The sequence below is a fragment of the Micrococcus sp. EYE_212 genome, assembly GCF_023147585.1.
GTDB lineage: Bacteria > Actinomycetota > Actinomycetes > Actinomycetales > Micrococcaceae > Micrococcus.
Map to the genome: position 1 here is coordinate 117812 of NZ_JAHXOZ010000009.1, position 11555 is coordinate 129366.

15 protein-coding genes are annotated in these 11555 nt (G+C 73.6%); 9 read left to right on the plus strand and 6 right to left on the minus strand.

Annotated features, from left to right (window positions below; translation table 11 throughout):
- Together sufC and KZX60_RS07615 are read left to right on the plus strand one after the other, a co-directional pair.
- The gene (gene sufC, locus KZX60_RS07610) at nucleotides 1–768 is read left to right on the plus strand and encodes a Fe-S cluster assembly ATPase SufC (RefSeq protein ID WP_248117039.1); all 768 of its coding nucleotides are present in this window, start codon (nucleotides 1–3) and stop codon (nucleotides 766–768) included.
- Entirely contained in the window at nucleotides 765–1091 is a 327-nt protein-coding gene (locus KZX60_RS07615) for a metal-sulfur cluster assembly factor (RefSeq protein ID WP_248117041.1), read from the plus strand. Before sufC ends, KZX60_RS07615 begins: the two co-directional genes overlap by 4 nt.
- A 168-nt stretch (nucleotides 1092–1259) precedes the next feature.
- Here the strand turns inward: KZX60_RS07615 and KZX60_RS07620 are convergent, their stop codons facing one another.
- On the minus strand, nucleotides 1260–2201 hold the full coding sequence (locus tag KZX60_RS07620) for a neutral zinc metallopeptidase (RefSeq protein WP_248117043.1): 942 nt from the start codon (nucleotides 2199–2201) through the stop codon (nucleotides 1260–1262).
- Nucleotides 2202–2320: 119 nt separating this feature from the next.
- Between KZX60_RS07620 and KZX60_RS07625 the strand changes: the two genes are divergently transcribed.
- Entirely contained in the window at nucleotides 2321–3919 is a 1599-nt protein-coding gene (locus KZX60_RS07625; RefSeq protein WP_248117045.1) for an ABC-F family ATP-binding cassette domain-containing protein, read from the plus strand.
- 18 nt (nucleotides 3920–3937) lie between these two features.
- Here KZX60_RS07625 and KZX60_RS07630 read toward each other — a convergent pair whose 3' ends face one another.
- From KZX60_RS07630 to KZX60_RS07640, 3 genes are read right to left on the minus strand one after another with little or no spacing between them, the layout of a single operon-like run.
- Nucleotides 3938–4870 (minus strand): SURF1 family protein, encoded by a 933-nt coding sequence (locus tag KZX60_RS07630; protein WP_248117047.1) that lies wholly within the window; start codon nucleotides 4868–4870, stop codon nucleotides 3938–3940.
- Nucleotides 4867–5241 carry a hypothetical protein gene (locus KZX60_RS12080; protein WP_348983744.1) on the minus strand — a complete coding sequence of 125 codons (375 nt, stop codon included), beginning with the start codon at nucleotides 5239–5241 and terminating at the stop codon, nucleotides 4867–4869. The genes KZX60_RS07630 and KZX60_RS12080 overlap by 4 nt, the downstream gene beginning before the upstream one ends.
- Nucleotides 5238–5633, minus strand: coding sequence for a DUF3099 domain-containing protein (locus KZX60_RS07640; protein ID WP_248117049.1), 396 nt, complete (start codon nucleotides 5631–5633; stop codon nucleotides 5238–5240). Before KZX60_RS07640 ends, KZX60_RS12080 begins: the two co-directional genes overlap by 4 nt.
- A gap of 177 nt (nucleotides 5634–5810) precedes the next feature.
- Here KZX60_RS07640 and KZX60_RS07645 point away from each other — a divergent pair, with 177 nt between their 5' ends.
- Nucleotides 5811–6560 (plus strand): beta-ketoacyl-ACP reductase, encoded by a 750-nt coding sequence (locus tag KZX60_RS07645; RefSeq protein WP_248117051.1) that lies wholly within the window; start codon nucleotides 5811–5813, stop codon nucleotides 6558–6560.
- 44 nt (nucleotides 6561–6604) lie between these two features.
- Entirely contained in the window at nucleotides 6605–7369 is a 765-nt protein-coding gene (locus tag KZX60_RS07650; protein ID WP_248117053.1) for an SDR family oxidoreductase, read from the plus strand.
- 18 nt (nucleotides 7370–7387) lie between these two features.
- Here the strand turns inward: KZX60_RS07650 and serB are convergent, their stop codons facing one another.
- On the minus strand, nucleotides 7388–8227 hold the full coding sequence (gene serB / locus KZX60_RS07655) for a phosphoserine phosphatase SerB (RefSeq protein ID WP_248117055.1): 840 nt from the start codon (nucleotides 8225–8227) through the stop codon (nucleotides 7388–7390).
- Between the two features lie 71 nt (nucleotides 8228–8298).
- Between serB and KZX60_RS07660 the strand changes: the two genes are divergently transcribed.
- The 4 genes from KZX60_RS07660 to KZX60_RS07675 all read left to right on the plus strand — a co-directional run bounded on the left by KZX60_RS07660 (nucleotide 8299) and on the right by KZX60_RS07675 (nucleotide 11231).
- Nucleotides 8299–9123: an ABC transporter ATP-binding protein gene (locus KZX60_RS07660; RefSeq protein WP_248117058.1), complete on the plus strand. Its 825-nt coding sequence runs from the start codon at nucleotides 8299–8301 to the stop codon at nucleotides 9121–9123.
- Nucleotides 9120–9968 carry a sulfite exporter TauE/SafE family protein gene (locus KZX60_RS07665; RefSeq protein WP_248117061.1) on the plus strand — a complete coding sequence of 283 codons (849 nt, stop codon included), beginning with the start codon at nucleotides 9120–9122 and terminating at the stop codon, nucleotides 9966–9968. The genes KZX60_RS07660 and KZX60_RS07665 overlap by 4 nt, the downstream gene beginning before the upstream one ends.
- Before the next feature lie 88 nt (nucleotides 9969–10056).
- Nucleotides 10057–10818: an RNA methyltransferase gene (locus KZX60_RS07670; protein WP_248117091.1), complete on the plus strand. Its 762-nt coding sequence runs from the start codon at nucleotides 10057–10059 to the stop codon at nucleotides 10816–10818.
- 155 nt (nucleotides 10819–10973) lie between these two features.
- Complete coding sequence (locus KZX60_RS07675; RefSeq protein WP_248117064.1) at nucleotides 10974–11231, plus strand: type B 50S ribosomal protein L31; 258 nt, start codon at nucleotides 10974–10976, stop codon at nucleotides 11229–11231.
- Between the two features lie 154 nt (nucleotides 11232–11385).
- On the opposite strand, the gene KZX60_RS07680 is transcribed toward KZX60_RS07675, so the two are convergent.
- Nucleotides 11386–11555: integrase core domain-containing protein (locus tag KZX60_RS07680; RefSeq protein WP_248115692.1), on the minus strand; the 170-nt coding region annotated here is incomplete at its 5' end.

Here is an 11555-nt window from a genome sequence, read left to right on the forward strand (position 1 = left end):
ATGGCAACCCTGCAGATCACCGACCTGCACGTGCAGATCGAGACCGACAACGGCCCCAAGGAGATCCTCAAGGGCCTGAACCTCACCCTGAACACGGGCGAGACGCACGCCATCATGGGCCCCAACGGCTCCGGCAAGTCCACCCTGGCCTCCACCATCGCCGGCCACCCCCGCTACGAGGTGACCTCCGGGTCCATCACCCTGGACGGCGAGGACGTCCTGGAGATGGGCGTGGACGAGCGCGCGCAGGCGGGTCTCTTCCTGGCCATGCAGTACCCCGTGGAGATCCCGGGCGTGACCATGACCAACTTCCTGCGCACCGCCAAGACCGCGCTGGACGGGGAGGCGCCCTCGCTGCGCACGTGGACCAAGGACGTCAAGGGCGCCTTCGAGGCCCTCCAGATGGACCCCGCGTTCATGAACCGCAACGTCAACGAGGGCTTCTCGGGCGGCGAGAAGAAGCGCGCCGAGATCATGCAGCTCGAGCTCTTCAAGCCGAAGTTCGCGATCCTCGACGAGACCGACTCCGGCCTCGACGTGGACGCCCTGCGCATCGTCTCGGAGGGCGTGAACCGCGCCGCCGAGGCGAACGAGATGGGCACGCTGCTCATCACCCACTACACGCGCATCCTGAACTACATCAAGCCCCAGCACGTGCACGTGATGGTGGCCGGCCGCATCGCCGAGTCGGGCGGCCCCGAGCTCGCCGCGCAGCTCGAGGCCGAGGGCTACGCCCGCTTCGAGCAGGCCGCAGAGGTCTCGGCATGACCGAGGCCGCCGCGCAGACGCCCACGGAGGACGTCCGTGAGGCCCTCAAGGACGTCATCGACCCCGAGCTCGGGGTGAACGTGGTGGACCTGGGCCTGCTGTACGGCCTGCACTACGCCGAGGACGGCGCGCTGCTCGTGGACATGACCCTGACCACCGCCGCGTGCCCCCTCACCGAGGAGATCGAGGACCAGGTCTCGCGCGCCATCGGCACCATGGTGGACGAGTGGCGCCTGAACTGGGTCTGGATGCCGCCGTGGGGTCCCGAGCGGATCACCGAGGACGGCAAGGACCAGATGCGGGCCCTCGGCTTCAACATCTGACCCGGCCCCGGTCCCGGAACGACGTCGGGCCCCCACCTCCGCGCGGAGGTGGGGGCCCGCTGTTCAAAACCCCCCCCCCGGCCCCGGGCCCCCCACGCCCGGGGCCCCCCCCCCCCGGGGGGGGGGGGGCCCCCCGACGTCGTTCCGGGGAGACCGCGGGAAGCGCCCTCAGATGTCCAGCGTGCTCGCGGTGAACGTGTTGCACTGCTGGATGTCCGGCTCGGCCTGGCGGCCGTTCTGGTAGCCGCGCATGAACCAGCCCATGCGCTGCTCCGAGGTGCCGTGCGTGAAGCTGTGCGGGTCGACGCGGCCGCGGGCCTGCTCCTGGATGTGATCGTCGCCCACGGAGGCCGCGGCGTCGATCGCCTGGCGCAGCTGCGCGTCCGAGATGGGCTGCAGGAACGGCTCCCCGGACTCCGGGTCCGTGGTCACCGTGCCGTGGCCGGCCCACATGCCGGCGAAGCAGTCGGCCTGGAGCTCGGCCTTCACCGAGCCCGAGGTGGCGCCCGTCGTGCCGTCCCGCGAGTACTCCAGGTAGCCGACCACGTTCTGCACGTGGTGGCCGTACTCGTGCGCGACGATGTACTCCTCGGCCAGGGGGCCGCCCTCGGCGCCGAAGTCGCGCTGGAGGGTGCCGAAGAAGGACGTGTCGAAGTACATGGACTCGTCGGAGGGGCAGTAGAACGGGCCGGTGTCCGAGGACGCGGCGCCGCAGCCGGTGTTCACCTGGCCGGAGAACAGGGTGAGCTTCGGCTCGCGCCAGTCGATGTTGGAGTACCGGCCGAGGTACCCGCCCCAGAACTGGTCGGCGGCCTCGGTGGTGGCGATCACGCGGCAGTCCACGTTGCGGTTCGCGTCGTCGCCGGTGCTGCACTCCGACGGGGAGACCGGCTGGTCCGTGCCCCCCGTGGTCTGCTGCTGGTACTGGCCCTGGCCGGAGGTGGCCGAGCCGGTGTCGATGCCGAGCTGGTCGGCCAGCCCGGGCGCGAAGATGGCCAGGAGCAGCGCCAGCAGGCCGCCGCCGCCGCCGATCGCGGCGCCCCGGCCGAGGCCCCCGCCGCCGCCGGAGGCGCGGCCCGCGTCGAGCTGCACGTTGGAGTTGAAGGTCATGAGGCCTGAGTCTAGACGGACTAGACTGGGGCGGCGCGGCCCCGGGCCCCTCGGCCCTTCGCGCGCCCTCGACCGGTCCGCTGCGGCCGCCCCCACACCCCCAGGAGCTCCACCCCCTCATGCTCACCGTCACGGATCTCGAACTGCGCGTCGGCGCCCGCCTGCTCATGGACGAGGTGAACTTCCGCGTGGACAAGGGGGACAAGGTGGGCCTGGTGGGGCGCAACGGCGCCGGCAAGACCACCCTCACGAAGGTGCTCGCCGGCGGCGGACAGCCCGCCGGGGGGACCGTCACCCGCTCGGGTCGGATCGGCTACCTCCCGCAGGACCCCAAGGTGGAGGACATGGACCAGTCCGGCCGCGACCGGATCCTCTCCGCCCGGGACCTGGACCAGACCATCCGCCGCATGCGCGCCGCGGAGGAGGGGATGGCGGCGGACGACGACGCCGAGCGCGAGAGGGCCATGAACCGGTACTCGCGGCTCGAAGCGGAGTTCGCCGCCCGCGGCGGGTACGCGGCCGAGTCCGAGGCCGCCCGGATCACCTCGAACCTGGGCCTGCCGGACCGCGTCCTGGACCAGCCGCTGCACACGCTCTCCGGCGGCCAGCGCCGCCGCGTGGAGCTCGCCCGCATCCTCTTCTCGGACGCGGACATCATGCTCCTCGACGAGCCCACCAACCACCTGGACCACGACTCGATCGTGTGGCTGCGCGAATACCTCAAGACGTACTCCGGCGGCCTGCTGATGATCAGCCATGATGTGGAGCTCATGGAGATGACCGTGAACAAGGTCCTCTACCTCGACGCCAACCGCCAGGTGATCGACGTCTACAACATGTCCTGGAAGAACTACCTGGCCCAGCGCCAGCAGGACGAGTCCCGCCGCCGCCGGGAGTTCGCCAACGCGGAGAAGAAGGCCTCCGCGCTGATCTCCCAGGCGGAGAAGATGCGGGCCAAGGCCACGAAGGCCGTGGCCGCGCAGAACATGATCAAGCGCGCCGAGCGCCTCATGCGGGACGTCGAGGGCGAGCGCGCGCAGGACCGCGTGGCCGCCATCCGCTTCCCCTCGCCGCAGCCCTCGGGCAAGACGCCGCTGCGCGCGGAGAACCTCTCCAAGTCCTACGGATCGCTCGAGATCTTCACGGGCGTGGACCTGGCGATCGACCGCGGCTCCCGCGTGGTGATCCTGGGCTACAACGGCGCGGGCAAGACCACGCTGCTGCGCATGCTGGCCGGTGCCGAGACCCCGGACACGGGCGGCGTGGAGGCCGGGCACGGCCTCAAGCTCGGCTACTTCGCCCAGGAGCACGACACCCTCGACCAGGACGCCTCGGTGCTCGACAACATGCGCCACGCCGCGCCGCAGCTGGGGGACACCCAGGCGCGCACGCTGCTGGGCTCGTTCCTCTTCCAGGGCGACGACGTGGACAAGCCCGCGCGGGTGCTCTCCGGCGGCGAGAAGACCCGCCTGGCCCTGGCCACGCTCGTGGCGTCCTCCGCCAACGTCCTGCTGCTCGACGAGCCCACCAACAACCTCGACCCCGCCAGCCGCGAGGAGATCCTCAACGCGCTGCGCCGGTACGAGGGCGCCGTGGTGCTCGTGACCCACGACGAGGGTGCCGTCCAGGCGCTCGCCCCGGAGCGCGTGGTGCTGCTGCCGGACGGCGTCGAGGACCTCTGGAACGACGACTACCTGGACCTCATCACCCTGGCCTGAGCGGCCGGCCGGGGCCGCTCAGTCGAACAGCGCGTCCTCGGCCTGCTCGTCCGTGAGCCGTCCGTCCCGGCGGCGCCGCACGGGCTGGGGGCGCGGCGGGCGGCGGGCGGCGAACGTGCCGTCGTCGACGGCGTCCTCGAGGGCGTCCGCGCGGTCGTTGCGGGCGCGCATCCACGCCGAGTAGCCCCACACGCCGAAGCCCATGGCCGCGAAGAGGTACCACTGGATGGCGTAGGAGAGGTGCGGGCCCTCGTCGAGCGTGGGCTCCACGAGCCTCTGCGGCGCGGTCTCCGCGGCCGGGTCCTCGCTCACCATGATCCCGTACGCGGTGTCCGCCACGGGCTCGCCGACGACCCGGCCGATCTCCGGCAGGTCGATCGAGGCGACCTGCCCCTCGGGGGCGTCGCGGTCCAGGGTGGGCTCGCCGGGCTTGACGCGCACGACGGCGGACACCTCGCCCTCCGGCGGCGCCGGCACCACGTCGGGCCGTCCGGGGGTGTCGCCCACGGGCAGCCAGCCGCGGTCCACCACGACGACGACGCCCTCGTCCGTGCGGAACGGCACCAGCACCTCGTAGCCGGGGCGGCCGGCGCGGGGGCGGTTGCGGGCGATCAGCGTCTCCTCCACGAGGTACTCCCCGCTCAGGGTCACAGGCGTCCACTCGTCCTGGGCGTCGAAGTCCGTGAACATCCGCTCGGCCTTGGCGAACGGCACGGCGTCGTCGTCGTAGTTCTCCAGCACGCGGTTGACCTCGTGCATCTTCTGCACACGCCGGTCCCACTGCCACTGCGCGAGGTAGTGGCACGCGAACGCGAAGAGGACGCACACGAGGAGTCCGAGGATCCAGGGCCCCGTGGCGAGGAAGCCGAACCGCAGGCGGGGCAGGCGCTCCGTGGCCGTGTCCCCGGGGGGACGGCGGGAGCCGACGCGGGGGCCGGTGGCGGTGCTCATGCGGGGACCTCATCGTCGGGGTGGTCGGGGTGGTCGGGTTGGTCGGGGGCCACGAGGGGCCGGACGCGGCGCAGGAAGCCGCGCACCTCGAGGAAGTCCCCGAGGTGGGCGCGATGCTCGCGGCAGGCGAGCCACGTCTTGGTCCGCTCGGGAGCGTGCACGCGGGGGTTGTTCCACTCGAGCGCCCACACCGCGTCGGCGCGGCAGCCGCGGCGCGAGCACGGATGCGGATCGCCGGGCCCGGCGGCCACGCCGGCGGGTCCCCCGACGGGCCCGGGCGTGGCGCCCGGAACGGAGCCCGGCGCGGGGGAGGACCCCGCGGCGAGGGCTCCGAGCAGGTCCATGCCGCCGAGCGGGCCCGCGGTGCTCATGCGCCCGCCTCCCCACCGGTCCGCGGCCCGGGCAGGGCCCGGCGCCGGTCGAGGACGGGGTCCGCCACGACGTCGCCCGTCAGGACCACGCGCTGCGGCGCCGCGGGGCCGGACTCCTCGGGGACGGGGAGGGCGGCGGCGCCCGAGTCCACGCGGCGCAGCGTGCCGGAGCGCTCGGGGCCGGCATTGTTCACGGAGACCACCGCGATGTAGGGCAGGGCTACGGCGCCCAGGATGAACGCGAGCTGGAGCCAGCCGTGCGTGAAGAGGGCGGCCACGAAGCACAGCGTGCGGACGCCCATCTGGAGGAGGTAGACGCGCATGCGGTGCGAGCGGTCCTCGCTGCGGGCCGGCGCGGCGGTGGTGACCCCCTGGACCGGGCGGGTGGTCATGGCGTCACCTCCTGCACGGCGTCCGGGGGCGGGTCCCGGCACGACGGCACACGTAGAGTGGTGGTTCACGGCGGCCGGCGGGCGCTTCGCGTCCGCCTCGGACGGCTCGCAGAGCCGACCGCCGGTCGATGTCCTAGGTGAACGATCCTAGTCGCCCCCGCACAGAAGGTGGTCCCCATGGCCGAGCAGTCCCGTCCCTCCGCAGCCGAGCCGGCCGCCCCCGGCGGGCGCAGCGTCCTCGTCACCGGCGGCAACCGCGGGATCGGCCTGGCCATCGCGCAGGCGTTCGCCGCGAACGGCGACCGCGTGGCCATCACGTCCCGCTCGGGCGAGGGCCCCGAGGGCGTCCTGGCGGTGCGGGCCGACGTGACGGACGCCTCGTCCGTGGACGCGGCGTTCCGGCAGGTCGAGGAGGCCCACGGCCCGGTCGAGGTGCTCGTGGCGAACGCCGGCATCACGAACGACCAGCTGCTGCTGCGCATGTCCGAGGAGGACTTCGCCTCGGTGGTGGACACGAACCTCACCGGCTCGTTCCGCGTGGTGCAGCGCGCCACGAAGGGCATGATGCGCCTCAAGCGCGGCCGGATCGTGCTGGTCTCCTCCGTGGTGGGCCTGCTCGGCTCCCCGGGCCAGGTCAACTACGCCGCCTCCAAGTCCGGCCTCGTGGGCATGGCGCGCTCCATCACCCGCGAGCTCGGCGCGCGGGGCGTGACGGCGAACGTGGTGGCCCCCGGCTACATCGACACGGAGATGACGCGTTCGCTGGACGAGGACCTCAAGGCCCAGTACAAGAAGTCCATCCCCGCGGGCCGCTTCGCCGACCCGGACGAGGTCGCCGGCGTCGTCCGGTGGCTCGCCTCGGAGGAGGCCTCCTACATCTCGGGCGCCGTCATCCCCGTGGACGGCGGCCTCGGCATGGGCCACTGACCCGCCCCCTCACCCTTCCCACCCCAGGCAGAAAGGCCCCGAGCATGACTGAGACAGACCTCACCGGACGCGGCGTCGTCGTCACCGGCTCCTCCCGCGGCATCGGCGCGGAGACCGCGCGGCTGCTGGCGGCCCGCGGCGCCGGCGTCGTGGTGAACTACCGCCAGAAGGCCCCGCGCGCGAACAAGGTGGTCGCCGCCATCGAGGAGGCCGGCGGCCGCGCCGTGGCCGTGGGCGGCGACGTCACGAAGGCCGAGGACCGCGCCGCCCTGCTCGACGCCGCCGTCGAGGCGTTCGGCTCGCTGGATGTGCTCGTGCTCAACGCCTCCGGCGGCATGGAGTCCCAGTTCGGCGAGGACTACGCCATGACGCTCAACCGGGACGCGCAGGCCGCCCTCGCGGACGCCGCCCTCGAGCGGATGGGGGAGGGTGGGCAGATCGTGTTCGTCACCTCGCACCAGGCGCACTTCATCGACGAGGTGGACACCATGGAGTCCTACGAGCCCGTGGCCCGCTCCAAGCGCGCCGGAGAGCTCGCGCTGCGCGAGCGCATCCCCGCGTTCGCGGAGAAGGGCCTGGGCTTCGCGGTGGTCTCGGGCGACATGATCGAGGGCACCATCACCGCCACGCTGCTCAACCGCGCGGAGCCGGGCGCCATCGAGGCGCGCCGTGAGGCGGCCGGGAAGCTGTACACGGTGGAGGAGTTCGCGTCCGAGGTGGCCGCCCTGGTGGGGCGCACCGACCTCGAGGTGGGCCACACCGAGCTCGTGGGCGGCGCCCGCGACTTCCTGGCCCGCCACCGGGGCTGAGCCGCCGGCTGCTCGGGCTCAGAGCCCGAGCAGCCAGCGCAGCGGGGTGAACGAGGGCACGTCGAGCACCACGTCGGCGTGCTCGCGCAGCGCCGGCTTGGCGCACAGGGCCACCCCGCACCCCGCGGCCGTCAGCAGGTCGATGTCGTTGGCGCCGTCTCCCACCGCCACGACGGCGGTCTCCGCGACGCCCGCGTCGGCCGCCCACGCGCGCAGCATGGCCGCCTTGGCGGCGCGGTCCACCACGGTCCCGACAACGCGCCCCGTGAGGCGCCCGTCCGCGGCCTCGAGCTCGTTCGCGCAGTAGGCGTGCAGGCCCCACGCGGCCGCGAGCGGGGCGAGCACCGAGGTGAACCCGCCCGAGACGGCGCAGACCCGACCCCCGGCCGCGTGCACGGCGGCGATCAGCTCGAGCGCGCCGTCCGTGGGGCGCACGGCGTCCACGACCTCCTCGACCACGCCCACGGGCAGGCCCGCGAGCGCCTCGACGCGCGCGTGGAGGGACTGGGCGAAGTCGAGCTCGCCGCGCATGGCCCGCTCCGTGACCTCGGCGACCTCCGCCTCGCGCCCGGCGTGCGCCGCGAGCAGCTCGATGACCTCCTGCTGGATCAGCGTGGAGTCGACGTCGGTCACCACGAGCGGGTGCGGGTTCGCCGTCGCGTCCTCGGGCAGCGTCAGCGCGGCCCATCCGGGACCCGGATCGGGAGCCGCGGCCCACGCGTCGCTCAGGAACCGCCAGCCCACGAGGCCGTCCGCGGCGACGCGCTCGGCGCCCTCCGGCACGCCCTCCGGCGTGCCCGCGGGACCAGGGGCGCCGGCGGGCGAGGCGGTCAGGACGAGGCGGCGCACGGAGCTCATGGGCCTCAATCTAGGGGCGCGGACGCAGCGCGCCCCGCGTGTGAACGCCCGGCCCCACTATGGTGGAGGCCATGACCACGCCCCAGCACCTCGAGGACATCTTCACCCCGGACGAGGACGCCGTGCTCCAGCTGCGCGGCGTGCGCGTGCACCGCGGCGGCCGGGACATCGTCGCCGACGTGGACTGGACCGTCCGGGCGGGCGAGCGCTGGGTCGTGATGGGCCCCAACGGCGCGGGCAAGTCGACCCTGCTGCAGATCGCCGCGGCCCGCCTGCACCCCACCGTCGGCGACGTCGCGATCCTCGACGAGGTGCTGGGCGCCGTCGACGTGTTCGAGCTGCGCCCGCGCATCGGGCTCTCCTCCGCCCAGCTGGCGGCCCAGGTGCCGCGCGCGGAGCTCGTGCAGGACGCCGTGGTGACCGCCGCGTACGGCGTGACCGGCACGTGGCGCGAGAGCTACGAGACGCAGGACCGCATGCGGGCCCTCGGGCTCGTGTCCGCGTGGGGGCTCTCCCGCCTGGCGCACCGGCCCTTCGGCTCCCTCTCGGACGGCGAGCGCAAGCGGGTGCTGATCGCCCGCGCGCTCATGACCGACCCCGAGCTGCTGCTCCTGGACGAGCCCGCCGCGGGGCTGGACCTGGCCGGGCGCGAGGAGCTCGTCCGCCAGCTCACCGAGCTCGCGGAGGACGAGGCGGCGCCGGCCACCGTTCTCGTGACACACCATGTGGAGGAGGTCCCTCCGGGCTTCACCCACGCCCTGCTGCTGCGCGAGGGCGGCGTGGTGGCCGCCGGCCCCGTCGCGGAGGTCCTCACGGACGAGCACCTCTCCACCGCGTTCGGCCTCGCGCTCACCGTCACCTCGACGGACGGGCGCTACTCGGCCGTCGGCGCGTGAGCGAGTTGCTCGCCGCCCAGGTCCTCGGGATGGACCTGTGGCAGGTGCTGCTCGTGCTGCTGGCCGGGTTCTGGGCCGGCACCATCAACTCCGTGATCGGCTCGGGCACCCTGGTGACCTTCCCCGTGCTCGTGGCCGTGGGGTACCCGCCCGTCACGGCGCAGATCTCCAACGCCATGGGCCTCGTGGCGGCCGGGTTCTCGGGCGTGTTCGGGTACCGCCGCGAGCTCGCGGAGTCGCGGGCCGTGCTGCCCGTGCTGACCGTGGCCTCCCTGCTGGGCGGCATCCTCGGGGCATCCCTGCTGATCCACCTGCCGCCCGAGGTGTTCGGGTACGCGGCGCCGATCCTCATCGTGGTGGCCCTCGCCTTCGTGATCCTCCAGCCCCGCCTGCAGGCGTGGGTGCGCCGGCGGGCCGCCGCGCGGGCGGGCGGCGAGGTCGCCGAGGCCCCCGCCGTGCCGAGCCGGCCCGTCGGCCCCGCGCTGTGGATCCTCGTCTTCCTGGCCGGTGTGTACGGCGGGTACTTCGTGGCCGCGCAGGGCGTGCTGCTCATGGGCATCCTCGGCGTGTTCCTCTGCGGCGGCACGCTCGTGCACGCGAACGGCATCAAGACGTGGCTCTCCCTCTCGGTGAACCTCATCGCCGCCGTCTCCTACCTGCTGTTCGCCTTCGACCGCATCGACTGGACGGCCGTGCTGCTCATCGCGGCGTCCTCCCTGGTGGGCGGGTCCGTGGGGGCCAGGATCGGGCGGCGCATCTCCCCGACGCTGCTGCGCGGGGTGATCGTGGTGGTGGGCCTGGCCGGACTGACGAGCATGATCCTGCGCCTGGTGAACGGTGGCTGAGCACACCCGGCTTCCGGGCGCGGCCGGCCGGGAGGTGCGGCTGACCCCGGCCGACCTCGCCGACCCCCGCCTGGCCGCGTACACGACCATGACCGACGCCGCCCTGCGCCGCCGCGTGGACGCCGAGCACGGGGTGTTCCTGGCGGAGTCCTCCTCCGTGGTGCGGCGGGCGCTGGCCGCCGGGCACACGCCGCGCTCGTTCCTGCTGGGGGACCGGTACCGCGAGACGTTCGCGGACGCCCTCGCCGCCCACCCGGACGTGCCGGTCTTCACCGGCCCGGACGAGGTCCTCACGGAGCTCACCGGCTTCCACCTGCACCGCGGCGCGCTGGCGGCGATGGACCGGCCCGCCCCGCGCTCCGTGGGCGAGGTGCTCGCGGGCGCGCGGCGCGTCCTCATCGCCGAGGACCTCGTGGACCACACGAACCTGGGCGCGGTGGTGCGCTCGGCGGTGGCCCTGGGGTGGGACGCGCTGCTGCTGACCCCGCAGGCCGCCGACCCGCTCTACCGGCGGGCGATCCGCGTGAGCATGGGGACGGTGTTCCAGCTGCCCTGGGCGCGGCTGGACGGCCCCGTGGCGTCCGCGGTGCCCGTGCTGAAGGAGGCGGGGTTCGCGGTCGCCGCACTCGAGGTGACCGAGCGGGCCGTGGGCCTGGACAGCCCGGAGCTCGAGGGGATCCGGGGCGCCGAGCGGCTGGCCCTCGTGCTGGGCCAGGAGGGCCCCGGCGTCCGCGAGGAGACGCTCGCCCAGACCGACGCCGACGTCGTGATCCCCATGCCGGCGGGCGTGGACTCGCTGAACGTGGCCGCGGCGGCCGCCGTCGCACTGTGGGAGCTGCGCGCGCGGTGAGGGCCGGGCGCGACGCGCGGGCCGCGCGATCCGCGGGGAGACACGACGGGGCATGCGGTAGAGTGGGCCGCTGGCCCGCCGACCGGCGGACCCCACCGACCACACCTCTCGCGCCCCTGGTCCCAATCAGGCGGCAGAAACGAAGGATGCTCCCCATGAAGACCGCGATCCACCCCGAGTACCGCTACGTCATCTTCAACGACCTCGCCTCCGGTGAGAAGATCCTCACCCGCACCACCGCGAACTCCGAGAAGACCGCGGAGTGGGAGGACGGCAACACCTACCCGGTGATCGACGTCGAGATCTCGGCCGCCTCGCACCCGTTCTACACGGGCAAGCAGCGCATCATGGACACCGCCGGCCGCGTGGAGCGCTTCAACGCCCGCTTCAAGGGCTTCGGCGGCAAGAAGTGATCGCAGCGGCCTGAGCCGCTCTCACCTCGCACCACGACGACGGGCCCCGCGCCTCCGGCACCACGCCGGAGGAGCGGGGCCCCTCGCGTCCCCGGCTCCCGCCCGGCGCGAACGCCCCTGGCCCGTGCCCCGGCGAGATCCTAGGTGTACCCGGTCATGAGGTTGGTGGCACCCGGTTCATGGGCGGGTGTCCTCCGAGCGCGGCGTGACCCCGCTCAGTGTTGTAGTACTCCAACCACGGGGCAAGCGCGTCCTGTCGGTGAGCACTGGAGGTGAACACCTGCCGGTAGGCCCACTCGATCGCCAGCGTCCGGTTGAACCGCT